This is a genomic window from Paenibacillus sp. FSL L8-0638 (assembly GCF_038593075.1).
GTDB classification, from domain to species: Bacteria; Bacillota; Bacilli; order Paenibacillales; family Paenibacillaceae; genus Paenibacillus; species Paenibacillus polymyxa_D.
Map to the genome: position 1 here is coordinate 4,079,559 of NZ_CP151960.1, position 24,373 is coordinate 4,103,931.

General features: G+C 44.0%; 20 protein-coding genes and 1 pseudogene. 4 read left to right on the forward strand and 17 right to left on the reverse strand.

Annotated features, from left to right (window positions below):
- Positions 1 to 74 precede the first annotated feature (74 nt).
- Both MKY35_RS18180 and MKY35_RS18185 read right to left on the reverse strand, forming a co-directional pair.
- Positions 75 to 1,598: a response regulator transcription factor gene (locus MKY35_RS18180; RefSeq protein WP_342444439.1), complete on the reverse strand. Its 1,524-nt coding sequence runs from the start codon at positions 1,596 to 1,598 to the stop codon at positions 75 to 77.
- The gene (locus MKY35_RS18185) at positions 1,591 to 3,435 is read right to left on the reverse strand and encodes a sensor histidine kinase (protein WP_342444440.1); all 1,845 of its coding nucleotides are present in this window, start codon (positions 3,433 to 3,435) and stop codon (positions 1,591 to 1,593) included. Before MKY35_RS18185 ends, MKY35_RS18180 begins: the two co-directional genes overlap by 8 nt.
- Before the next feature lie 190 nt (positions 3,436 to 3,625).
- Between MKY35_RS18185 and MKY35_RS18190 the strand changes: the two genes are divergently transcribed.
- On the forward strand, positions 3,626 to 6,373 hold the full coding sequence (locus MKY35_RS18190) for an endo-beta-N-acetylglucosaminidase (protein WP_342444441.1): 2,748 nt from the start codon (positions 3,626 to 3,628) through the stop codon (positions 6,371 to 6,373).
- A gap of 153 nt (positions 6,374 to 6,526) precedes the next feature.
- Here MKY35_RS18190 and MKY35_RS18195 read toward each other — a convergent pair whose 3' ends face one another.
- From MKY35_RS18195 to MKY35_RS18235, 9 genes are all read right to left on the reverse strand, one after another.
- Positions 6,527 to 7,063, reverse strand: coding sequence for an SMI1/KNR4 family protein (locus MKY35_RS18195; RefSeq protein WP_039274445.1), 537 nt, complete (start codon positions 7,061 to 7,063; stop codon positions 6,527 to 6,529).
- Between the two features lie 52 nt (positions 7,064 to 7,115).
- Complete coding sequence (locus MKY35_RS18200; RefSeq protein ID WP_039274443.1) at positions 7,116 to 7,550, reverse strand: hypothetical protein; 435 nt, start codon at positions 7,548 to 7,550, stop codon at positions 7,116 to 7,118.
- 28 nt (positions 7,551 to 7,578) lie between these two features.
- A complete protein-coding gene (locus MKY35_RS18205) occupies positions 7,579 to 8,238 on the reverse strand; it encodes a DUF2625 domain-containing protein (protein WP_342444442.1) in 660 nt (219 codons plus the stop codon).
- Between the two features lie 34 nt (positions 8,239 to 8,272).
- Entirely contained in the window at positions 8,273 to 8,791 is a 519-nt protein-coding gene (locus MKY35_RS18210) for a hypothetical protein (protein WP_342444443.1), read from the reverse strand.
- Between the two features lie 30 nt (positions 8,792 to 8,821).
- On the reverse strand, positions 8,822 to 9,982 hold the full coding sequence (locus tag MKY35_RS18215) for an immunity 26/phosphotriesterase HocA family protein (protein WP_342444444.1): 1,161 nt from the start codon (positions 9,980 to 9,982) through the stop codon (positions 8,822 to 8,824).
- A gap of 84 nt (positions 9,983 to 10,066) precedes the next feature.
- The gene (locus MKY35_RS18220; RefSeq protein WP_342444445.1) at positions 10,067 to 11,074 is read right to left on the reverse strand and encodes a phosphotransferase; all 1,008 of its coding nucleotides are present in this window, start codon (positions 11,072 to 11,074) and stop codon (positions 10,067 to 10,069) included.
- 93 nt (positions 11,075 to 11,167) lie between these two features.
- Positions 11,168 to 12,166, reverse strand: a complete 999-nt coding sequence (locus MKY35_RS18225; protein WP_342444446.1) for a helix-turn-helix domain-containing protein — start codon at positions 12,164 to 12,166, stop codon at positions 11,168 to 11,170.
- Between the two features lie 28 nt (positions 12,167 to 12,194).
- Positions 12,195 to 13,388, reverse strand: coding sequence for an MFS transporter (locus MKY35_RS18230; RefSeq protein WP_013372350.1), 1,194 nt, complete (start codon positions 13,386 to 13,388; stop codon positions 12,195 to 12,197).
- 14 nt (positions 13,389 to 13,402) lie between these two features.
- A complete protein-coding gene (locus MKY35_RS18235; protein WP_342444447.1) occupies positions 13,403 to 16,165 on the reverse strand; it encodes a family 78 glycoside hydrolase catalytic domain in 2,763 nt (920 codons plus the stop codon).
- Between the two features lie 259 nt (positions 16,166 to 16,424).
- Between MKY35_RS18235 and MKY35_RS18240 the strand changes: the two genes are divergently transcribed.
- Positions 16,425 to 17,429 carry a hypothetical protein gene (locus tag MKY35_RS18240; protein ID WP_342444448.1) on the forward strand — a complete coding sequence of 335 codons (1,005 nt, stop codon included), beginning with the start codon at positions 16,425 to 16,427 and terminating at the stop codon, positions 17,427 to 17,429.
- Positions 17,430 to 17,557: 128 nt separating this feature from the next.
- Here MKY35_RS18240 and MKY35_RS18245 read toward each other — a convergent pair whose 3' ends face one another.
- From MKY35_RS18245 to MKY35_RS18260, 4 genes and pseudogenes are all read right to left on the reverse strand, one after another.
- A complete protein-coding gene (locus MKY35_RS18245; RefSeq protein ID WP_342444449.1) occupies positions 17,558 to 17,959 on the reverse strand; it encodes a hypothetical protein in 402 nt (133 codons plus the stop codon).
- Between the two features lie 22 nt (positions 17,960 to 17,981).
- Entirely contained in the window at positions 17,982 to 18,308 is a 327-nt protein-coding gene (locus MKY35_RS18250) for a hypothetical protein (protein WP_342444450.1), read from the reverse strand.
- Between the two features lie 94 nt (positions 18,309 to 18,402).
- A complete protein-coding gene (locus MKY35_RS18255; protein ID WP_342444451.1) occupies positions 18,403 to 18,600 on the reverse strand; it encodes a CbrC family protein in 198 nt (65 codons plus the stop codon).
- A gap of 26 nt (positions 18,601 to 18,626) precedes the next feature.
- Positions 18,627 to 18,760 (reverse strand): annotated as a pseudogene (locus tag MKY35_RS18260) (MFS transporter); the annotation flags it as partial.
- Positions 18,761 to 19,129: 369 nt separating this feature from the next.
- Between MKY35_RS18260 and MKY35_RS18265 the strand changes: the two are divergent.
- Positions 19,130 to 20,866, forward strand: coding sequence for a methyl-accepting chemotaxis protein (locus MKY35_RS18265; protein WP_342444452.1), 1,737 nt, complete (start codon positions 19,130 to 19,132; stop codon positions 20,864 to 20,866).
- Positions 20,867 to 21,167: 301 nt separating this feature from the next.
- Entirely contained in the window at positions 21,168 to 22,763 is a 1,596-nt protein-coding gene (locus MKY35_RS18270) for an S-layer homology domain-containing protein (protein WP_342444453.1), read from the forward strand.
- A 184-nt stretch (positions 22,764 to 22,947) separates the two neighbouring features.
- On the opposite strand, the gene MKY35_RS18275 is transcribed toward MKY35_RS18270, so the two are convergent.
- Positions 22,948 to 23,343, reverse strand: coding sequence for a hypothetical protein (locus MKY35_RS18275; protein WP_029515498.1), 396 nt, complete (start codon positions 23,341 to 23,343; stop codon positions 22,948 to 22,950).
- A 42-nt stretch (positions 23,344 to 23,385) separates the two neighbouring features.
- Complete coding sequence (locus MKY35_RS18280; protein WP_342444454.1) at positions 23,386 to 24,369, reverse strand: sensor domain-containing diguanylate cyclase; 984 nt, start codon at positions 24,367 to 24,369, stop codon at positions 23,386 to 23,388.
- Positions 24,370 to 24,373: the final 4 nt, after the last annotated feature.

Genomic DNA, 24,373 nt, shown 5'->3' on the forward strand with positions numbered 1-24,373 from the left:
GTAAGCACTTTCATAAAGAAGATAAACTTAATAAACCAAGGTACAAATTAAAGAAATCCATACACACCTGGTATTTATCCCAATCCTTTATAATCGGTTGGAGAAATGCCCACATATTTTCTGAACTGCTTATAAAAATATCCCGTCTCCCAATATCCCACATTCCGCGCAATTTCGTTTACCTTGAGATTGGTGTTTTTAAGCTGCTCCTTGGCTTTTTCAATTCGGTATTGATTGATATATTCAGCAAAGGTTTCGCCTGTTTCCTTATGAAACAATTGACCGAGATAAACGGGATGAAGGTGGTACTGGTATCCTAATATTTTTAATGATAGCTCCTTGGCATAATGAACATGGATATAGGACAGCACCTGACTTACGATAGGGTTTTTCATATCTTGCAGTAGTGAATTCACTGTCTCTGTCGCCACATGCTGAAGCGCGCTCACTAGCTCTGCCAATGTCGTACAACATTTTATCTGGTGAAGCCCCTGCTGAAACCGGTCCGACTCATTGGAATGCTTTATACTCTCCAGCTCCATCTTAAACCGGATCACCAGCTCCAGCGCCATATTCCGCAATTCATCCGGGGTAACCCTTTCAAGATGCTGGATTTGCTCAAAATCACTCTGAATCCGTGCGGTAAGTGCATCTAGGTCTCTTGCTATAATCAGCTTCGCATAATCCTTCCATTCGATGGAACAAGTCTCGCCAGCATTTCCCTCGCCCCCCTCTAGCATCGTATAGTCAATGATCCGGCGGTCATCATATATCACAAAATATTCCAGTGATTTTTTAGCTTCATTATAGCTGCGTGGAGCAGCAGCTAGCGAACCGGCGCTGCCTATCCCGATATAAACTGTTTCTTCCCCGTCCGTCGACCACTGAACAGAAAAATCCTCCAACAGCGTAATCAAATCCTGTCTGCCCTCATCATAATTCGGTAGTGCGGCAATGATTACACTATCCGCATCAACATCGTGAAACAATGTTAAATCGGGCTGGTGCTGAATGTACTGCCTTAACTGTTGATGCACTCCTACCGAATCTCCCTCCGTCCGTAACACGGCTACCGCCATGAAGGGAATATTTAACGAAAAACCTATCAATTCAGCACGTTCCTGGAATTCTGTAGGCGCAATCTGCCCTGTCAGCCAACGGTACAACGTATTTTCCTTGAGAACCTGCACTCCGAACGTCTCATATCGTTGATCCATCCGGAACCTGTCCAGCTTCTCCGTTGTATTGCATAAAGTGGATTCTAGTTCCTCCACATTAATCGGCTTCAGAAGATAATTTTCGATGCCCAGCTTCATGCCTTCCTTCAAGTAATCAAATTCATTAAATCCGCTCAAAATAATCACCTTCAAGTCAGCATGCAGCTTCCTCGCCTCACGAATCAGCCTGAGACCATTCATTGTTGGCATGGAAATGTCCGTAATGAGTACGTCCACGGGTCTGGAGGCCAGCGCTTCCAGTGCCAAAGATCCATTTTCTGCATGTCCGACAACTTCTAGCCCAAAAGAGGTCCAGTTCACAATATCGTATAACCCCTCAATGATAAAAGGCTCATCGTCTACAATAAATACTTTATACATATATGGCATCCATCCCTTCACTGTTGGGGCAACGTACCCGAATCGTCGTTCCCTCACCGCTACGGCTCTCCAGTTCAATCCCGTAATCGGCTCCGTGTAAGAAACGAAGTCGGGTGTGCACACTGCGTAGTCCAAACATTTGTCCGTTTTCCTCCTGGCGTTCCAGTTCCTCCAAAATCTCTTTCAAACGCTCCCCTTCAATGCCCTTCCCATTGTCACGGATCTCAACTAGCAGAACCTCCCCTGTTTCCCGCACATCAATGGTCAGCACATTATCATTCCGGTCGCTTTGGATACCGTGAACAATATAATTCTCAATGATGGGTTGAAGCATCAGCTTCATGACAGAGCGGGTATACAACTCGGGGTCAACTGTAATCGTGTAATTGAACCTTTCCTTGTAGCGTATTCTGAACAACTCAAGATATAATCTGCAAGCCTCCAATTCATCTTTAATCGTGTATATTTTTTTCTGCTGAACCAGGCTTTTGAACAACACCGATAAGCTATAGATCATTTCCCCTACATCCTTGGCTCCCTGGGAAATGGCCCTCATACGTATCACTTCAAGCGTGTTATACAAAAAATGTGGATGAATACGTGCCTGCAAGGCAACCAGCTCCGTTTGCTTTTGCTTGATCTCTGCTTTATACACCCGTTCAATATATAGATTAAGTTCGTCCAGCATATCGTTGAAGCTTCGAGAGATTTGTCCCAGTTCATCCCCTCGGAGGTCTTGGATGCGAGCTGTGAGGTCACCATTTTTCACCTGACGAGTGAATTTAATAATTCGATTCGTTCGTTTAGCGAAGTTAATGACAAAAAAGGCAGGAAACAGCACAGCAAACAGAATACAAACCACACTGATTGTCAAAATCGTATTACGGATACCCCGGTACGATTCCGCCATTTCCTCATTAGGGACAGCGCCAATCACGACATACCCTTCATCCGGAGAAATCAGCTTGTTAATATACATATTTTGCTTCGCCTGAATGATCCCGGCATCGGAATCCACATCGTCATATAGTGATCGGGTCACTTCGACATAAGGGTACGTTTTTCCGTAATAGTTATTCCTTGAATCGAACAGAACGGTTCCATTGGTGGACAGAACGATAATTTCTCCCTTCAGGTTGTTCCCGTAGCTGGCAAGTGCATTGGAGATACTTTTGGAATTTAGAAATACTAGAAGCTGACCGGTATTTTTGAGTGTTTGCTTATTGTTAATGGGGACTTGTAACGAATATAACGAGGGGCTCCACTGATCGACCGCCTTCCGAATCCAGTAATTCGGAGCAGAGACGCTTTTGCTTTCGGCAGCCATCACGTCCGGTACAAAGGAACGCGCTGCATGCACCGGGAATTGCTTGAATTGCTTGTTCTCATTGAAAGTGGACAGATATTGCTGGTCGGCACTGTACAAAATCAAATTGCTGATATCACTATTTTCATCCAACCAGTTTTTAAAATAGGTGAGTACATCTGTTGAATAATCATGACTCTCCATGTACATTTCGTCCATGCGGTGCTGTACATATTCGGAATACGCGTGGTCCATAAAAAAGGAAACATTCATCGAGAGAGCCTCATTCCGGTACATATCTCGCACCATGTTCTGGACGGATTCATGCCGTAGATGGATATAACGGTCAACACTTTCCATAGCTGCTTTCTGGGTATCCAGTTCCCGCCGAACCATAGATTGCGAAATGGATACATACGTGACATATGCAATTGTAATTATGGACAAAATCGCAATACAGGAGAACAACACTAGTATCCTCAGAAACATGTTGTTTTTAAAATAAGCAGTGTATCTAGTACCCCTTTTCATGGTATAAGCCCTCCGGAATCGTTGATGCGTAAATAAAGTATACCATGTCCTTCGCAGGAGATAAGTAAGCGCATTCATAAAAAACGCGATTTTCTTTAATTTAAACGCTATATCTTTAATTTATCCTCTATGTGAAAACCGTTTTATTGATTATCTTTAGGGGGATAAATACTCGTTAGGGGGATGAGCTATGAAACGTAACAAGGTTCACAAGTTCGCTTTAAAATGGGCTGCTTTGGTTTTGACTTCTATCCTGTTAAGTCAAGCCCTCTCTCCATCCGTATATGCAGGTGATACCCTCCCGTATGAAGGAGAAAGCGCCAAAGGGCCGAATCAGCCTTATCAGCATGGATACGCCAGCTCACATATTTTGGACTGGACTCCTACCCAAGATGTCTATGGAGATATGCTTCGCGCCCGTGTCCCACTGCAACAACGAAACAGCCATTTTGCAGCCACACAGGCTCAGCCTGCTTTAAGCCCTGACACACAAATGTTTACACTCAGCGGCGATTATGGAAACGCTTTTTTCGATAGCTATCCTTATACCAATAAATTCAGTCAATACTTGTTTAACTATTGGCAGTATACCGACTATTACGGCTACTGGCATGGCATGCCTACCGCCCATGTCCCCGAAGAATTATACGATCCCCAAAAGGATTGGACGGAAAAATGGTTCGAGTTCGGCATTCTGAACATTCCAAATCCGGGTTATACGAATGCGGCGCACAAAAACGGTGTTCTCTCCATCGCCTGTATTTTTTTCTCGGATAATGACCGTGGACCGCAAACGTATAAGCAAATGCTCGTGCAGGATGCTCAGGGCGGATTTCCGGTAGCCAAAAAATTGATTGAAATGGCGAAATATTATGGCTATGACGGCTACTTCATTAACCAGGAGGAAGCCTCAAAAGGCGTAGCTAAGGAGGACATCCCGCGTTACAAGCAGTTTATGAAATACTTGCGGGATCAGAGCATGTATGTGCAATGGTACGACTCCACGGTAAACGAAACCGGTAAAATCGCTTATCAAAATGAGTTTAATGCTGTGAATAGTCCTTTTGTCAAAGACAAGCAATACGGACAGGTATCCGATTCTATTTTTCTGAATTATTGGTGGGACAAAGCGAAGCTAAAAAGCTCCCGCGACCATGCCAAGCAATTGGGTCTAGACCCTCTTAAAACCGTTTTTGCCGGTATTGAGGGCGGGAACGGTGACTTCGGCAGATGGAAGCAAAAATACGATCTTCGTCTGAATATCGGTGATAGCGGGCAGCCGATGAACAGTATCGCAACGTTGGGAGCAGATTTCACACATAATGCGCTAGATGAAGAGTTTGGTGGGCAGGATACCAATCGCAGAGCTGACAATGCATATCAATGGATGACCTTTATCCGCGACCGTGTCTGGTGGTCTGGTCCAAATCAGAATCCCGTCCGTGCACAAAGAAACTCAAGTGTAGATTTGTCTGATGTAAAAGCTTCGGGCGCAAACTGGGACGGTATCGCGGCATATATCGCCGAACGTTCTGTCATCCGTGGCCCCCATTTTAATACCAGCTTCAATACCGGGCATGGCTTGCAGTATGTGGTGAATGGAGCCATCTCCAATTCGAAGGAATGGTCCAACATTAATATTCAAGATATCCCTGTGACTTGGCAATGGTGGCTCGATACCAAAGGTAAACCGCTCTCGGTTGACTACGACTATGGCCCGAATTACACCAAAGGTACTCGGTTTACCTATCAGCCTGTGGGCGCCTATCAGGGTGGCAGCTCCCTCGTCGTTAACGGAGAGCTGAATTCAGATAACTTTTTACGCCTGTATAAAACCGATCTGTCGGTAAATAAGAATTCAAACTTGTCCATCACGTACAATAAGCCTTCCTCCGATGACAGCTCTGTGCTGAGTATCGGACTTATTTTCAAAGATAACCCCGGCCAAGTCGTAAAAGTCAGCATCCCTAACTCTGGTAAACAAACCACGGGCTGGGTAAGCCACAATTTGGATTTGAGTGCCTATACAGGAAAAAAGATTGCAGCTTTCGGTTTATCTTTTGATAACGCGAATAAAACAATCAAAAACTATCAGATGAATATCGGTCAAATCAAGATAACGGGCGGTTCTGCCCTAAAACCAGCTGCGCCAACGGGATTCAAAATCACCAAGGCTCTGACCGATACGAACGAAATGCTCGTAACCTGGGACCTTGAGGATTACTCCAAAGTTAAACAATACAATCTGTATGAGAACGGTTCCTATATCGGCGGAATTTATGACTCAACCTACTATATTAAATCTCTAAACCATAAAACTGGTGAATTAATGCTTACTGCTGTTGGGGCTGATGGAACGGAAAGCGAACCGGCTCGATTAAGCTACGATCTGAATGCTGCCGTCCGTCACATTAAGGTGGAGACGAAAGAAAACGGGGATGCCACAGTAACGTGGAAAAATCCCTCTAAAGCAGACGGAACGGTTAAATTGACCTTAATCACCGACTATACGGACACCGTATTCCAGAAAACCATTACGGCGGACAATGGCGCTGAAACGGCTACGTTTACCGATCTGCCCACAAATGGTGATCGCTACACCCTACGTATCGCCATCGGCAATCATGAACCTGTAGCCTATACCGGGCAGCTCGCAGACACGATGATAGAGCCTTATGCAAAAGAGAATGTGACAGTCACAGGATCAACCTATACGCTTGCTCTACCCACCTTGAAGGACTGGCACTATTTATATGTATACGAAAACGATGTGCCCAAACTATTTGGTGTAACTTATGTATCAAAAAAGTTTCCTTACATTGTCCGGGGAAGAACAAAATTAAGTGAACTCACTTTTACCCCTACCTCTCGTACCAGCTCGCTAAAGATCGTGCTTGAAGATTACGCTGGCAATCAGGCCACCACATATGTAAGGTAGCTTTGTGCAAGAATTCCATGGCCGTCGATTCGTTGTTCGAACAACTAGCTCAAATTCAGCTATAGGGACATACCCATACGGCACAATAGCGAGAAGGCCCCAATTCAATAGACTTCTCGCTATTGCTATATATTGGGCAGAATCATGCAGGTATCAATACAATGCCCATTTTTCCGTGCATAGCTCCATAAAAGATCGAGCAACCTGTTCACATTCGTCATACCCCAAGCTACCAGAATGAGCAAAAAGAATGGGATATTCATTGTTTCTTTTTTCCTCTCTCATATCAAACATATAGTGGTTTCCGCTACCATCCATCGCAAACGACACGGCACCCGGCATATACTCTGGCAGCTCGTAGGCGAGGTTCATTTCTCTCAAATCTTCAGTATTGAAAAACTGGAAATAACGTTCTCCATTCTGAAATTCACCGCCATTAGAATATTTCAGCAATTCTATGTAACTATCAGGAAATTGTCCTTGGGGCAAATGCCAGCTAACAGGATCTAGCGGTTTATATTGATCATAAAATGGAGACGACTTTGGAAAAGGGTTCACTTGTCTTTGTTGGATTTCGTGAATTTCCTGCTCCGATAGCTTGATGTTCCATGTGCTCAAAAAATTCGCGATTTGTTCACCAGTTGCTTCCGGACATTTTATAAATTGATGTTCAAAGTGAATACTCCACATAATAACCACCCTCCTACCTTGACGTCTCTAAAAGTTTTTTTTGCTACCTTTTTCAACCTTTTCCATCTTTTCTAACCCATTCAGCCACACTTTCATGAGGTTGAAGGTTCTCACGTTTATAGTAAAAAACGGTCTTGAGCTCGTAATCCAAGCTTTCCGCAGCAATGAAAAATCGGGTACCAAACGTTTGATCCTCCATACAAATCACAGGCCCCTCAAGAAATCCGTAAGAGACAGTTTTTAACATTTCCAATTCCTTGTCATTAGCCAGTCTAAAGCATTCAATTGAAAATACACCACCCGGACAGGAAAGAAACGAGACCTCGTAAAATGTAATCTCTATGTTGTGATAATAGCTAAAGTCAAAGCTCCCTGCTAGTACCAGCTTAGGGCGACTTGTATAATCATAAATGTAGTAATGGTCAATGTTATTTTGAGAAAGTATTTCATTCAGCTGCATCAGTTTGGATTGAATGGAATGATTCATGATTTTATGTCCCCCTCCCCACTCGCGGCTATTCCCGATCCGTCACCGCCTGCCACGCTTCTGTTAGTGCTATAGGTGATTTGTGGCTGGTCTCTCCGCCACCTTCCTGAGTCCATAGCGGCGGATAATAAGCAAATACCTCTCCTGGCTGAAGTTGCTCCATATCCGACTGCCAACCATTCCAACGGAATGTCTGGTAGAACAAGCCCAAATCTCCCTCAGCCAACCAGCTCAAGAAACCGGAATAGGCCAGCTCAGTGGATTCCCACTCCAATGCATCCGGTGCAAAATAGTAGATATGACCGCTACGTCCGAATTTCCCTGTATCCAGTCCAAAAAATCCGCCTGCTGCATCATAGGCCACCATCAGCATTCCTTCAAGCGCAGGAACACTTTCCGGTTCTTGAAGCCCGTTCCATGAGGTCAAGCTACCGTAAATTTCAGGCCCACCTGCACCCAGTAAGGTGATCCATCCGTGATCAAATATGATCCCTCCTGTTTCATAGGCAACCGTTCCCAAGTACGATTTGGTGCTCACTTGCAAACGGTAGAGCGAATCTCCCCTAACAGATTCCGATTCTGCCGGTACAATGCGATATGGATTATTCCCTTCTTGCAGAATGTTTCTGACCTCTTCCCATGCATGGTTGTCCTGATCCATTAGCTCATCAACCGTTAACGTATGCATATCCATTCTCCTTCCTGTATTCCGTATCTATCTTTCAACCTGTGAACTGATTTTCGAAAACCTGCGTTTGCTCTAAAATCACCCACTGATTCAGCTCGTCGTAGCCTTGGACAATCGCCGTGATCTCATGCCTCGGATACATCCACTCGGATGGGGCCTTTTCCGCATATGAATGGGTTTCTGCCAATCCGACTGCATTGTGCTGGAAAATATGAATTAGTGTTCCGTGTGGAAAAAAGGCTTCAATATATCCAGTTACCTTAGTCCCAACCAGCAGTGCGGTTTTGACTTGATGCCATTCCTTGTTGGAGGTGTGAAGATTGCTGGACCAGATTTCTTCAAACTCTTTTTTTGTAATTTTTGTATAATAGGGCTCTGTATCATCAATCGCTTTCTCTGCTAACAAGAAATGATATTGCTCGTGCTTACGATTAGAAGCAATAAAAGTACCGTCATCTTGGATCACAATTTGCCGATAGGCTACGCCGTCTGAGTCTATTTCAAAATACCAGGTTCCCATGCCTGGTTCCGGACAATCTTTAAGATATTTCATTCGTACCTCCTAAAAGGATGTATAACCGTGTCATTTCATCTTTCTTTTTCCGCTATAAGTCCTTGTCAAATATGCGAGATATTCCGAACGCGTCAGTCCTCCTGTTTGGCGATTGAACTCATCGTACGAAATGTCTTCCGGGAATCCGAATTCGGCCAGTGCTTTTCGGCGCTCTTCCCGATACAACGGGTTATCCAGCGTGTGGTGCCACTCCCGCTCTTCCCAAGGACCAAAACAGTCTGCAATGACACCTGAATATACACCGTTATTTAACAATTCGCGCGAAGACTTGAACACTGTCTTTTCTTCCGGTTTGGAACTTGTGCCCGTTCCCCAGGACAGTCTATATATTCTTTCTTTACTGCTATCTATGCTACTGCCGTAACCAATCGGAAACACAATATCCTCTTCCGCCAACGCTTTATGCCCTATCCGCTCGTAGGACCCTCGCATAAAGGAATCATCCATGACAATCCAGGTTGTATCAGATAACGGGGCGGCCGTGATGGATTCCAAAGTTATTGAACGGTCACGACTTGTACACAAATACGGACGTACGAACAAAGGCATTGTCATGACACTATTCCATATGCTCTCCTTTGCAAACAACTGATCCTTTTGCATTTGGCGCAAATCTCCGACGACCAGTACATAGCCATCTGTAAAAAGGTCTATTTCCACGCGGAAGATGTCTCCCGGAATGGTTTTATAACGCAGGTTTTTCATATGCTTCAATCGTTCCAGCTTACGATCATAGTCGTTAGGCACAAGCGACGGGTAACGTTGAAGCCAATCGATGATCTCTTCTTTACTATGTAAATGCTCACATCCAGTGATGGGCAATCTCACGCCAGTTTTGCTATTCACAGCAGTAACATAACTAATATTACGATCTCTTCGAATGCCTGCTGAAAAGGACACACCTTCTGCTATGATGCTCGAAACACTTGTATAATTCAGTTTTTTCTCTTTGCCACGAGCCGTTTTAGGCAGAACAAATGCCCGATCACGAGTAAAAATCTCTACATCAGCTTCTCCATAAGCATCCTCTTTGGAAGAAATTCGCTTGCGAATAACATCTCCATCCATACAAATAAAATATCCTTCTTTAATTTCTACTACGTCCCAATGTTCTTCCAGCGTCTCCAGCCCAAAATAGGGTCGTAACGCGTTCGTTAACCAACTATTCATCTGCTCCTCCTGTTCCGAGTACAATTCAGTAGACTTCATTTCTGTTATTCCAGAAATTATAACATAACACGGCATGTAGCTCGTTTATTCATACATTGTTCTAGCTTGGACCAACTCCTCCTGAATCCAGCTACTGCTGGTAGACAGTTGGAGCAAGTCGGCCGCAATCTGTTTAACCTGTTCTTGCAGCACGTGTGGCTGATCTGTTCCTTCCAGAAAGCGACTCATAAAATGAAGAAAAACGTCTACCTTCCTAAGCAGCATTAACACAGGCAAAGCATCAATCTCAGAGTGACTCAAACGAACCTGGCGGCTGAAGCCCCGGCAAAACTCACGAACAGCTGTCGTTTCCTCCGGTTGTCCCAAAAATCCTGATAAAATGACCGCCGGATCCATGACCCGAACGTCCAGCGTACAAAATTCAAAATCAAGCAGTGCAGCCACCTGACTAGGGTCAGAATCCTTTACCAACAAATTGGAAGCGTTCAAATCTCCATGTACAAGCTGATGCGGCAACTCTTCCAATGCATGAAGTGAATCTATAATCTCTTCATATACTTTTCCTATCAAACGCAGCTCCTCATGTAAATCTTTTAGAGGCTCCGGCGGGTTTAAACAAAAGCCTTGGATTACTTCCCGGTTACATAATGGATAGGATTGCTGCAAAGCATAATACGGCCGATAGACTGGAGTCATATCAAGATTGAGTGTTTCAAGTGCAGCAGATAATTCGCCAGCAGCCTCGCCAAAAGAATGGGCAAAGCTAGGATCCTGCTCCGATGGGGATGTGCCTTCTATGTATTCGAACAGACACACATATTTGCCACTATCCTTCTCAACCTGTGCAAGTGTCTCTCCCGTAATCGTTCGGATTGGCATTGGAACCCTGAATGATAGAGAATGCCTGCTCAGTTCCTGCAAAACCGCATGCTCAAATTCGATTTTGTTCCGATCCCTGTGTGTATCGTAGATGCGCAGTACCCCACTTCGCCCACCGCTCTTAACAAAATACGTCGTATTATTCCAACCTCCGGTTCGTCTCTGTATTGTCCCGTCCCACTCCGGCCAGTGCCGTCTTAATACCGCTTCCAAAATGTATCCTCCCTATTAAACATCCGCTTATGAATTTGCCGATATTATAACAAATATAGACGCCCATTAGAATTGGACGTCCTTGTGTATCCTTCATTTCCTCATTTGTTTGTTTCGGATATTCTGCGGGGTGGCACCATACGCTGTTTTAAATTTTTTATAGAAAAAACTCATGCTGTTATATCCGACCTGCTTAAAGATCATTTCGAATGGCAGGTTGGTATTGACTACCAAAGAATAGGCCGCATTAAGTTTAATGTTGGCAATAAGCTGCGTGTAAGTAAGACCGGTTACTTTTTTCAACTTATTACTTAAATACGTACTATTGTAATTAAAATGAGTAGATAATTGCTGGAGGCTTAAATGCTGATAATGCTCTTCCATGTAATTCAGAATAGAAGTAATATTACTTTCCTGCTGGTTTAAGTGAATATTATGCTCGCTTTCCAATACACGGACCAATTCCCCAAATACAATGGGCAAATAAGCCTTGACCAGCTCCATTGAATCCTCTTGCCTGGAAAAATATTCGATCAAGATTCTACTCAATATATATTGAAGGTTTTCATTATGCTGTGACTCAAAAATAATAAAGTGATTATGATGCTGATGCTGGAGGACTGAATTGGCAAGAAACTCGCCGATCAAACTTTTTTTCTTAGATAGCCGCTGTAGAAATAGGGATGAAATCGTTTCTCTTTGCAGGAGGATATTAATCAGTATATCGTTTTCTCCCAAAGGTGCGATGCTGTGCGGTACATCCTTATCGAGGACACACACTTGGCCTTCACAAAGCTCAATTTCTTTACCTGCTATGATTTGGTTGCACTTACCTGAGTAAACATAGTTTAACTCAATAAATTCATGCATGTGCTCCAGCATCGGAGCAAACCTGTTGTGCTTGCTAATATAAATATCATGTTCTCCGAAGAAAAATAAAGCAGGCATTCGATACATATTCTGATTTATATCAAAAAATCGCTCATTTTCCGATTCTTTGGAGAGATCATTAATCACTTGATTGTTTTGCTGTTGTAAAAGCTCAATTTCAGTTTTACTTCTCAGCAACTGATCCAGCTCATGAAGGTTCATAAACACAGACTCCTCCTTCAGACTCCCATTAACTGTGAACTGCCGTCTGTGTTTTGCTTCCCTTTCCTCTAATAGCGATTCCCAGACAGAGGAGCGCAGCAATCATAAATACAATCGCAGAGACGAGAAAGGAAAATGAGGCAGTTTCATTCCCAGACAACACCCCAACTAACTTGATAACATAAGGCGAAGCAAACGCTCCCAAATTGGAGCCTACCATTGCAATCGAAATAGATATCGTCTCACTGCCTTTAGGTACGATTTTAGTTAGTATCGTAAAAATATAAGGAATAAACAGCGCAAAGCTAAAGCCAATGATCAGCATGGCAACCGTAACCATGGTCACATTCTGAGCAAACCACAGCAGGACAAAACCTGTCGCTGTTAATAAACTGGAGATAAAAGGTGCGTAATTTCTGAACCATTTATATATTCTACCGAACAAGAAGCCTGCAATCATAGTTGATAAGGAGAACAGCGTCAAAGCGGTCCCTAAAAACCCTGCGTTAGGCATACTCTTTTCAGCAATCATAATACCTGTTTTGGTATACACAATCATGATAAAGGTCATAAACAGGAAAAGTGCAGCCCCTAATCCAAGTACAGGTAGGGACATTCCCCCGCTCTTGTGGCCCGTTCCTGTCGTGCTCGCTGTAGGCTCCTCACGCTCTGGTTCAGGAATGATAAAAAAGAACAACAGTGCGATAGGAATAGTGATCGCATAGCACAAAAAAGCAAACGGCCAGTCGATTAGGGCAAGCTGTCCTGCCACAAAGGTAGCCAAGCTGCTTCCGAGCCCTTGTACAGCGCTTTGAAAGCCTACCAATTGAGCACGTTCGTCCCCTTCAAAAAAATCACTAATTAAACTGACAGCCAGCGAATTGAACATCCCCAGACCTGCACCTAGCACCAAACGCAACGCGAGAATCCATGTAATGTTCGTAGTGAGCATAGGAAGTATTCCGCCGATGACCACGAGCAAAAGTCCTAGCAGGACTGTATTTTTTTTACCCAAGCGGGAAGAGATCGGGCCACTCAACAGCACAAACAGCATCATCGAGAAAGATGGGATTGTAACTATGCTTTCAATCAGTGAACTGGAGACTCCCGGTAATTGGTTCAGCATCATCGGGATGATAGCTGAAATAGCACTCGCTGATGTCAGGACTAAGGAAATGGACAACAATGCTGTTTTAAACCATATTTTGTTTTTAATATTCATCAAGCTTCTCACCTCTAGTCTATGTTATTTAGCCTCTGGTTGTATTTGTACTGGAACGTATACTGTCCAGATCCGACGGTAAACGTCAATTCATGATCTCCACTCAGTTGGAAAATCGCCTGTTCTCCGGGAGAACCTGATTTCCCGGCCAGCTCTTGTGGCACATTACCAGGCGGATACTGAATCGACGGGTATTGCTTAGTAATGGTCTGTTGTAATGCATCTGGCTCTAGAACGCCCGGAAGCGTAATCTCAGCTGTCGTATTATGTGGTACGTGAACCGTCATCCGCATTTCTTCATTCACGATTTCCCAATGGACAGCAACCTCACCATAAGGTGTCTCCAGCTTGCCATGGGCCGAAGTAAGATTAACAGGCGGTTTGGGTGCTAACCGTGACTTTTTGTAGCCCGCTTCAAGCACATCGATTCCAGCAATATTTTGGTACATAAAGTCTCCAACTGAACCGTACGAATAGTGATTGAACGAGTTCATATCGGTGCTCCAGAACGAGCCGTCCACTTTGATACTGTCCCAATGCTCCCACATGGTCGTTGCTCCCCGTTCAACCTGATAGAGCCAAGAAGGATAATCTTTCTGAAATAAAATTTTATAAGCTATATCTGTATAGCCATTGTCGGATAAAACCAGGCATAGATAGGGTGTGCCTACAAAGCCAGTATCCAGATGCATATCATTTTTTTCTATCAGCCGTACGAGCTCCTGAACCACTTGCTTTTTATATTTTTCTGGTACCAATCCGAAGTGCAAAGCCACAACCTGTGCAGTCTGGGTATTAGAAGTCAGTTTGCCAGCGTCATCAAAATAACGGTTTACAAAAGCGCTTCTAATCCCCTCATGCAAGCTTTGATAGGTGTTGTAATCGGTATACCGATTCAGCAGTTTGGCCGTCTGCGCCAAGATATGAGTCGAATACGCAAAGTATGCAGTCGCTACCAGCATTCCATCGGTCGCTCCAAAATAGCTTCCTTCCTCGCTATCCAGCGCCAGCCAGTCTCCCAGCTGCAAACCAGTATCCCACAGATGTTCCTCGGTCCCCTGGGCACGAATATAATCGACCCATGCTTTCATACTGTCATACTGCTGAGCTAGAATTTGCTTATCTCCATAACATTGATAGATCGTCCACGGACATATAACTGCTGCATCTCCCCATGCGGCTGTCGTTTGGTCCATATTGTCTGCAAAGGTTCCTTTAAGGACATCCGGCACGACAAAAGGCACAGCCCCATTCTCCAGCTGGTTGTAAGCCAAATCTTTCAGCCACTTTCGAAAGAAGGAAGCACTATTCATATTGAAGCTGGCCGTTCTGGCAAAAATCTGTGCATCGCCGGTCCAGCCTAATCGCTCATCACGCTGCGGGCAATCGGTCGGTACATCCAGGAAGTTCCCCTTTTGTCCCCATACAATATTGTGCTGGAGTTGGTTCAGCTTTGGATCGGATGTCTCGAACAAGCCAATTGTCGCCATGTCTGAATGCAAAACAACGCCTGTAAAATCTTCAATGGCTACGCCAGCCGGAAAGCCCTCAAGCTTCACATACTGGAAGCCTTGAAAAGTGAAATGCGGCCTAAATATCTCCGCCCCCTTGCCGCTGCAAATGTACGTAATCTGCTGCGCTGCATCACGAATATTATCTCGGTAAAAGTTCCCTTGCTGATCCAGTACTTCACCATGAACCAGATTCAGAACCGTACCTTCGGGGGCTTCCACTTTAAATTCCAGCCAGCCTACCATATTTTGACCCAAGTTAAGTACTAGTTCGCCTTTAGGAGTCCAAATCAGTTCAACAGGCTTTAATCGGTTCATTACACGGACAGACTCGTTCTCCTGAGCAACCAGATGACTTAACGGAAACGGGACGACCTGCATCATTTTCCGTTCGTTCAAGAAGCGATGTTCGGCTGCCTGCTGCTCCAGTCGAGCATCATAGATTTCACCGTTATAAATATCTGACATCAAAATGGCACAGCTCGTTTCCTCCCAGGAAGAATCAGAGCAAATGAGTTCTGAACGGCCATCTTCATAGCTAATCTTCATTTGAAATAGCAAAGCATTCGTGTTCCCGTAGGTATCCTTGCGCTTTTGCCAGCCTAGATAGCCGCTGTACCAGCCTTCTCCCACCGTTGCTGTGATGCGGTTATGTTGTTCTCGAACGGTAGAAGTCACATCATAGGCTTGCACCTGAACACGATCGTTATAATCTGTCCATCCCGGGGTAAAGTAGGCATCGCCTACTCTTTGTCCATTGAGCTCCAGCTCATACAGACCAAGGCTTGTGGCATAAATGACTGCTTTTTTCACTTTTCCCTCAACTGAAAAACACTTGGAAGCAGCAAAAGGGGCTCTTGTCTGAAACTTTTCATGGATGCTTCGCTCCTGCACTGTAATCCATTGTGCCTTCCAGTCCTGCTCATGAAGCAGCCCCATTTCCCAAAAGCCAATCTCACTCCATTCCGATTCCTCGGGTTCGGTGTCACCCGCTCCCTGAGCCCATACTTTTACCCGGTAATAATATCTTTGTCCTGATTCGAGTGGAGGACCTTCATAGGGAAACAAAATGGATTGTTCCGAATAGGAAAAATGATTCCAGAGCAGCGATTCAAAAACAGGATTTATGGATACCTGCAATTGGAAGCGTTTTTGGAAAACATATATGTTGTCAGATTCAATTTGCCAACTTAATCGAGGCTTTAGACAACCCAGTCCAATCGGATTGTTTACATCTTCACATCTAAGCGCTTTCACTTTTAGCATCTTATGTCCTCCCTGAGATCTTCTTTTGTGTTTCTATACTCAAATTAAAACGCTTCCATTAGTTGTGCGCAATGTTGTATCCCTGCATGTTGTATGCTTGATTTACAGGTGTTGAATGTCCATCCCTCATATCGAATCTTAAAATGGGTCTATTAGAAAAATATGTACGTGTGACAGCACAGTACTCAAAAGGAAACTCTTGTTTTTGTTACATATGGATTGTAGTATTAAGCCGATCAGTGAAAGGAGAATTACAGTAATGGAAACGAACTACAAAAAGCTGCTGGATCAGATGATGGCACCCTATGATAAAATGCTGCAGAGTCTAATAAGTGATCACGCCGATTTTTCGAAGGTTGACTATTTGGAGCAACACAGTGAGGAATATGGAAAAAGTGATGCCAATTATACCAATCGCTTGAAGGTACTTTTGGCTATGTATAATCGTGAGGATCGAGATTCCCCGCATTACGAACCGATTGTGAGAAGGCTGCTCGTTAATGAGATTATAGATAGGGAAACGAACAGTTTTCAGGGGATTGGAGATGCTCTGCATTATGCCGTTTTTTTACTGCAAAAGTATGAGCGTGAACAGGACCAAATTTTGTTCCAGCAGGCCAAGAAAGCCAATTTCGATACATACGCCGGGTTTGATCCTGAGTTGATTTTGGAAACATATTTGTTCAGCAAAGATACAGCTGATCTTGAAGATTGCATCAATATCGCGAGTGAACTCGGGGAAGATGTATACCTATCATTATTTATTGATTTGTGGATCAGAGAGCAGACGGATTGGGACAAAGAAAATTTGCGGACACTCGTTTATCATGAGAGATGGCGCAACCATCCAGAAGGTGAAATTGAAGCCCTCAAAAAGCTGGCTGAAATGGAGAAAATAGAAGAAAATTCTAGTAACTACTGTTCTACTGCATCCAGCTTGGCAGAAAAGCTCATTGAAACAGGACGATGGGATGAAGCTTGGGAAACGATGGCAACCATCATTCCGCTTATTACTAAGGAAAAAGAATGGTTCCTGTACGGACTTGGCCGCAATATAATTACAGCCTGTATCCACATCATCATGCATTTTGGAGCAAAAAGCCGACAGGCTACTTCGTTATGGCAAACGATAAAAGGGGGTCTTCAACCTGCCGCTAACAATATGGGGACCATTCAATATCAGCTTGCTGTATCTGTCAGCAAATTTATGGGTGATACCAAATTGGAGCAAAAGTTACTCAGGATTCGGAAGCAACGTCAATAATCCAGTTGCCATAAGGAGCCTGTCGCATGCAATGTAAAGAACGAGGCATTTGACCCAGCAGCTCGCTTTCCAATTGCCCCTCGAAGCGAGGGGCAGCGAAAATACGGATTGCAGTGCATTGCCTTCCTCTACAGATTTCCGGTCACGATAATACCATCTGCTTGCTTCAAATGCGCTCTGACCCATGCTGTAAAGGAATCGATAAATATGCGTAATTCTGGCTCCTTGGCAGGCCAAGCATCCAATTCTGTTAATATTTCATGCCATACCGACTCTGGAATCGGATTATCCCAGCAGGCATCAAAAGCCTCATACATTTCTCCCGTATCAGGATCGACAAGTGGATATTTGGACTTTAACGCAGACAACACGATATCAAAGTCATCTGCGTAGATGAAGATCATCTCCTCCAGCTTTGGCTCATCTGTATCCCCATAGCGCAGCGGTTCAAAAGTATACCCAATATTGGCTCGTGGACCGCCATAGCGATAGATTAGTGTCTGAATCTCTGTTTTTCCCTTCTTAGTCAACCTCTCTTACTCCCCTCTTCGGCTACAACTCGAACCAATCCGCAGCGCATTTCTCTTCTTCCAGTGTCCTACACATTCCTTCCCTCAACCTCATCGCATCTCCGCCGCCGATATGAAATAGACAATAGATATAAGGTTCATCATCTTCTAACCCTTCAATATTCCTTGCCTCTTCCACTGAAACCTGGAGCGCTTCAGGCCAATCAGAATTATTCTGAAGCAGAACAAAGCCATCCTCATCCCTTTGCATCCGATATCCCTCAATCCTAGGCAATGCTTCAGCTAAGCGTTCCATTAGCGCTTTAATATCCTTAACATCTGCGACCTTAATTCCATACTCCCAACCCATCTGCATTCCTCCAATTTTATGAACTCCTCCTTAATTAGAACCACCCCTAAATTGGGTTTCACCTTCTCATTCACCTCAGGAAATTCACTTGGATTCAGTCATAGTCCGCATATAAGAGGTATTCCATACAATGCCTGCACTGAAATAAATAACCCCGAAACGATCCGTCACGTTCCATGCTTTCTCGTATTCGACTCTTAGCCTCTTTTTCATTATACAAAGCCAAAATAGGCATAAACATCAGGTTGACATCATTTTCTATCCCTCTACTGACAAGCTCCTTCCAGCCCACAAAATCTATAAAAACACAGTAGTCATAATAATAGCCTTACCACTTCCACGATCTTCTCCTTCCGTTACATCCCCCATATCTTGGGACGATGACAATACCGCCGGGTTAAAGCCCCAATTAAGCCGCGTGTAACAATCAGCAGGACTAACAGCAGCCAGCCTTCAGGACATATAAGATGGGCTTAATTCTATGGTCCAATGGACGCCCTTGATTGTAGTGACCTTGACGCATAGTTCACCTGGGAGGCGTAACATGATACGAAGTTTAGACGGTTGGAAAGATATTATCTTTCCCGGAAAGGGAAGCTTCTGAAAGGGGCGGTCTCTTTTTATAAAGGTCGCTCTTTCTTTGTAAAACGAACCCCATCGGTCTCTTTATCGCTGACTAGATTAAAGGGCTTAATTTCCTGACGTGTTATTACGATATATGATGTACAGTCTTTTTACCTTTAGTAACTAGCGCAGTTGTGGGTTGAGTCTGTATATCGATGTCAGGGGGAAATACAGTGAAAACAAAGATAGGATCAATCATGAAGGTGAGATCATTAAGAACGAAGTTAACCATAATGTGCTTAATTATTTTAATTGTACCCACATTCGTGATTGGAATCAGTTCTTATTTTGTTTCCAAGAATGAAATGAATGAATCAGGCAAAGTGGCACTTAAAAATAGTGTGCAAATGGTAATTGGTATGATTAGTTTCCTCAATGGGCAAGTCGAAGCCGGTAATTTAACATTGGAGGAAGCACAGGAAAAACTTCGTATCGAGCTGCTCGGTGTAAAAGATGCTAATAACAAAAGACCGGTAAAGATTAAATATACTGTAGGTAAAACAGGTTATCCGTGGGCAGTCAATCAAGATGCCGTTGCAGTGATGAACCCTTCAAATGAAGGCCAGGGTTTAATAAATGCCGTTTCGGAAGACGGTGTGCATGTGGGAAAAGAGTTTGTAGAAGTCGGTACAAACGGCGGGGGATTCGTCACTTATAAATGGGCTTTACCTGGTACAGATCAAGTGGAGACGAAAATTTCTTATGTTGAAAGGGATCCTTATTGGGGATGGATCATCGGTTCTGGAGCATATTTTAACGAATTTAACAGCGGAGCGACCAAAGTCCTTTATATTGTCCTGATTATTACGACTTCTGCGGTTATTCTGGGAGCAATTATCGTAAGCTTTGTTTCGGGACGTTTTACGAAGCCTATTATCATGATTGCAAAGCGGCTTAACGCAGTTGCAGACGGTGATTTAACAGTCGAAGAAGTCAAAATTCATTCAAAGGATGAGATCGGCGAGCTTGCACAGGACTTCAATCATATGATTAAAAATATTAGATTTCTGATCGGTGAGGTAAACCTGTCCACAAAGCAGGTCGCTGCTTCCTCGAAAGAATTGACCCTTGGAGCAGAGCACACGGGGCAGGCAACGGAGCACATCACCATCGCAATTCAAGAATCGGCGGCTGGTGCGAAGGAGCAGCAACTAATGCTCCAGAAGACAACCAGCTCGCTTGAGGAAATTTCAATAGGTATGCAGCGGATCACGGACAGCTCCTTGACCATTGCTGAATCGTCTGCAGACGCGATGGAAATGGCGAGCCTTGGCGGTACTGCTGTACAACATACGGTGAAGCAAATGGACTTGATTAACCATTCCGTCAATGAAACCGATGCGGTTATGAGAATGCTGGATGAACGCACTCAACAGATCGACACAATGCTGCATGCCATTACGGATATCGCACAGCAGACCAACCTGCTTGCCTTAAATGCTTCGATTGAGGCTGCTCGTGCAGGCGAGGAAGGCCGCGGTTTCTCCGTAGTTGCTGCAGAGGTGAGAAAGCTGGCCGAACAATCGAACCAGTCTTCCGGGCAAATTTCCGGGTTGATTCAGAATATGCGCAAAGATATGGAGCATTCGCTTAAGACCATGGAACGCGTAAAACAGGATGTCGACTCTGGTATTAAAATTGCCAATGAGACAGAGCAGCAGTTTAACAAAATTGTGACATCCACCAATCATATCGCGCAGCAAACAGAAGAGCTCGCAAGCATCACGCAGCAAATAACCGCAAGTGTCCAAGAAATTTCGGCGGGCGGAGAGAACGTATCAAGTCTGGCGCTTCAAGCGGCGGACAACTCGCAGAATATTGCAGCGTCTGCAGAAGAGCAGCTGGCTTCGATGCAGCAGATCACCAGTCTGGCCACGACCTTGTCGGATATGTCACAAAAGTTACAGGATCTAACGGTCAAATTTAAATATTAACGGAATAAATCTTTCCAAAATATTACGCTAAACTGTCATTCATATTATGAGGTCAACCAGTTCTTTTGGGTTGACCCTTTTTGCATTTGTTCTGAGAAATTACTGAAAAGGCTCGCAAATCGTGATCCCCTTCTAGCGATGGGAATTGGGCACGGTTTTTGTCGATTGGTTCAGAATTGGTTCAGAGGCATTTAGTATAGTAAATCAGTAGTGTAAGAAAGAAAAATTATATTAGTAGGTTAGTCATCATGGAGGATCTTAGTAAGTTCATCGTGACACCGGAAATTTATGGAGGAAGTTTATGCGTAAAATCAAGTCTTTTTGTTTATCTTATCTTGCTGTTATCGTCTTATTAGGGACCTGGACATGGAGTTTTTCCGAGAGTGCTGTGTATGCAACCTCCTCACCAGTACCAAGTGTAACGGATGCGGTGTATGCTACTGAAACCACGGTAAAGAGTTGGACAAATCCTTCTAAACAAGGTCAATCCGTAACGTTTAGCATCAAAACCATCTCAACCCCACAAATTACGAAAGATTTAACCGGCTCGGTTATCCTTATGGACGGTACGGATATATTAGATACGCTGACGATGAGGCCAAATGGCATTGCGAATGGATATGCCACTGCGACCTACACCACAAGCGATTTAAGTGTGGGAAGTCATCCGATTACAGCTATTTATAGTGGGGATGCTCGATTTGCTCCCAGCACATCTGAGCCATACATTCAGGTCGTAAATGCATCTACACCTACGACTACACCTTCACTGAGACCTACAGTAACTACAGTACTGAGTTTGCCGAATCCGTCTAGTCACGGCCAAGAAGTAAGGTTTAGCGTGAGGACAACTTCGAACCCACAAACTTCGGGCGATTTAACCGGAACGGTCATCCTTATGGACGGCACGAATATATTAGGTACGCTGACGATGGAGCCAGTGGGCATTTCGAATGGTTATGCCAATGCATACTACACTACAAGCAACTTAAGTGTGGGAAGCCACCCGATTACTGCTATATACAGTGGAGATGTTCGATTCGCGCCGAGTACCTCTGAAGCGTATATACAGGTTGTAAACGGAGATGCAGGCACTGGTGGTACTGGAAGTACGAGCGGAACCGGTGCTACTACTGGTAACGACAGCAGCAGTAGTAATAAAAAAGATAAGAAGGATAACGCGGATAGCAGTGATTCATCTTTTTCCAGTGAAACAACCACATCTTCATCACCATCGGTTTCAACAACGGATGTACCGACTCTGGAAATCATGCCCGTAGAGCAATCCGAGGTTGCGCATGAAAAATATATAACGGGTTATCAGGATGGTACATTCCGACCTGACCAGTCCATTACACGAGCCGAAACCGCCGCGATGATGGCTAGAATCATGAAGTTGGAGACAAAAGAAGGCTCAACCACATACAAAGATGTACCTAACATGTATTGGGCAAAGGATTCGATTATAGCACTTACGACACAGCACCTGATGAATGGATATGCAGACGGAACATTTCGACCAGAGCAACCCATTACCCGTGCAGAAATGGCAGCAATACTCGCATCCTGGAAGCAGCTTAAAGGAACGCAAACCGCAGCGTCTCCCTATACCGATATCGAAAAGCATTGGGCAAGAGATTCCATTGTAGCGCTAGCTAGTGCGGGATGGATTACCAGTTATAACGACAGCAGCTTCCAACCCAATCAATATATAACAAGAGTAGAAACCGTTACAATTTTGAACACCATCTTAAAACGAGGACCCCTGGAAGGAACGACTCAGGTTACATGGAAGGATGTACCAGCAGATTACTGGGCATTCAAAAATATTGAAGAAGCATCTCGTACCCATACTTCAACCATCAATTCAGAGGGTACAGAAACTTTCGTGAAATAAGCACCAAATAAAAAGCTGGCATCCTTTCTATAACAGGGTTCCAGCTTTTTTTCACAAGCGTCCACTTCAAATGTTTTCATTCATTTGATGCTTCGAATGAGAATCGTTATCAATAATAGCAGCTGAATTTAAATGGTTTGACCAGTGCTATTGGAGTAAGCTGTGGAGATATTCGAGGAATCTATTAATCCCAATCCATATAAAACGTTGCTTTCAATTTCCCCTTTTCACATGCTGGGCAACTCAAATGAACAGGCACATTGTTTTCAATGTGTTCCTGCTCCATAACACTCGCGCATCTAGGACAAGCATAAGAGATTTTATACTGTGATGAGTCCGATATCATCTCAATAAACAGTTCATTGCGGATGGCCTGACAGACCGGACATACATATATCGCGTCATAAGCATCATATCTCGTCGAAGGGTTGCCTATGAATTCCCCAATACGTCGTTTAAGGACAGTATCCTGTACAAACGAAGCAATGGATTCCAAACTCATATATAATAAACCAAACCCCACAAATATGTTCTTAGTATAAGCACAGGTATCACAGTCCAGCTTGTACGCTTCCCCCATGTTTATCCTCCCCAACTCTTCATGCGGTTATTGAAGCCTCATTTATCTCTTTACGAGACTTGCTGCATGCGTGACCCGGTTTCTCCCGCCACTCTTGGAAGCATACAGTGCCAAATCCGCTTGATGAACTATCGATTGTTCCGTATCCTCTTGCGTAACCGTTGCCACCCCAATACTCACTGTAATAGCATATTCTCCCCAATCCATCGAGGCCGTCATGGAACGATATTTTTCTGCCGTACGAATGGCTTCCTCTTGATCGTTGCCCGGAAGAATAATGACAAACTCCTCGCCACCATAACGAGCGACAATGTCCCTGTCCCGCGACATAGATTGCAGTAATTCTGCCAGATTCGTAAGCACCAGATCGCCCACCGGATGACCATAAGTATCGTTAATACTTTTGAAACGATCAATATCAATGATCAGCAGCGAGAAAGGTGCTCCAGTCCCTTGAAAAGAGGCTAGACTGACTAATAATTGATCTTGAAAATATCTTCTATTTTTAAGCCCGGTTAACGGGTCGGTTGACGCCATCGTTTCTAGCTGGAGATTGATTCGCACCAATTCCTGCTGTTTGATTTCATATTCTGCGTGCAACTGTTCAAGCTTCTGGTTTGCTTCATTCGTCGCCTGATATAATTCCTGAAGCTTGGTTTTGGTCTGTAGTATATCTTTTTCATGTTCAATTCGCTTACGCATCATTAGCACTACACAATCAATAACCGTTTCTCCGTTTCGTTCCTGACGAACCCCGTTCAGAAGTACAGGCACATCCTGTCGGTCACTTGTCCGAAACGAAAAGTACATCTCATCGACACGCCCGTACAACTGAATATAGGGATAAAAATAAGTATGAAAAAATAGCTTGTTCGTAACAGACATTGTTGTTTCAATCGGCCGTCCGAGCAATTCATTACGGTCATACAGAAGCATGTCCAATAACGTTTGATTTACAGATTGAATGATCCCGGCATCCGATATTGAAAAGTAACCACAAGGAGCTTTATCTAATTGAATATCCATTAAA

What these genes read in the sequence shown, in the direction of transcription:
- MKY35_RS18190 (WP_342444441.1), top strand. Translation starts at nt 3,626, where the DNA reads ATGAAACGTAACAAGGTTCACAAGTTCGCTTTAAAATGGGCTGCTTTG.
- MKY35_RS18195 (WP_039274445.1), bottom strand. Translation starts at nt 7,063, where the DNA reads ATGTGGAGTATTCACTTTGAACATCAATTTATAAAATGTCCGGAAGCA.
- MKY35_RS18200 (WP_039274443.1), bottom strand. Translation starts at nt 7,550, where the DNA reads ATGAATCATTCCATTCAATCCAAACTGATGCAGCTGAATGAAATACTT.
- MKY35_RS18265 (WP_342444452.1), top strand. Translation starts at nt 19,130, where the DNA reads ATGAAGGTGAGATCATTAAGAACGAAGTTAACCATAATGTGCTTAATT.
- MKY35_RS18205 (WP_342444442.1), bottom strand. Translation starts at nt 8,238, where the DNA reads ATGCATACGTTAACGGTTGATGAGCTAATGGATCAGGACAACCATGCA.
- MKY35_RS18235 (WP_342444447.1), bottom strand. Translation starts at nt 16,165, where the DNA reads ATGCTAAAAGTGAAAGCGCTTAGATGTGAAGATGTAAACAATCCGATT.
- MKY35_RS18215 (WP_342444444.1), bottom strand. Translation starts at nt 9,982, where the DNA reads ATGAATAGTTGGTTAACGAACGCGTTACGACCCTATTTTGGGCTGGAG.
- MKY35_RS18270 (WP_342444453.1), top strand. Translation starts at nt 21,168, where the DNA reads ATGCGTAAAATCAAGTCTTTTTGTTTATCTTATCTTGCTGTTATCGTC.
- MKY35_RS18185 (WP_342444440.1), bottom strand. Translation starts at nt 3,435, where the DNA reads ATGAAAAGGGGTACTAGATACACTGCTTATTTTAAAAACAACATGTTT.
- MKY35_RS18225 (WP_342444446.1), bottom strand. Translation starts at nt 12,166, where the DNA reads ATGAACCTTCATGAGCTGGATCAGTTGCTGAGAAGTAAAACTGAAATT.
- MKY35_RS18180 (WP_342444439.1), bottom strand. Translation starts at nt 1,598, where the DNA reads ATGTATAAAGTATTTATTGTAGACGATGAGCCTTTTATCATTGAGGGG.
- MKY35_RS18275 (WP_029515498.1), bottom strand. Translation starts at nt 23,343, where the DNA reads ATGGGGGAAGCGTACAAGCTGGACTGTGATACCTGTGCTTATACTAAG.
- MKY35_RS18230 (WP_013372350.1), bottom strand. Translation starts at nt 13,388, where the DNA reads ATGAATATTAAAAACAAAATATGGTTTAAAACAGCATTGTTGTCCATT.
- MKY35_RS18240 (WP_342444448.1), top strand. Translation starts at nt 16,425, where the DNA reads ATGGAAACGAACTACAAAAAGCTGCTGGATCAGATGATGGCACCCTAT.
- MKY35_RS18250 (WP_342444450.1), bottom strand. Translation starts at nt 18,308, where the DNA reads ATGGGTTGGGAGTATGGAATTAAGGTCGCAGATGTTAAGGATATTAAA.
- MKY35_RS18210 (WP_342444443.1), bottom strand. Translation starts at nt 8,791, where the DNA reads ATGAAATATCTTAAAGATTGTCCGGAACCAGGCATGGGAACCTGGTAT.
- MKY35_RS18280 (WP_342444454.1), bottom strand. Translation starts at nt 24,369, where the DNA reads ATGGATATTCAATTAGATAAAGCTCCTTGTGGTTACTTTTCAATATCG.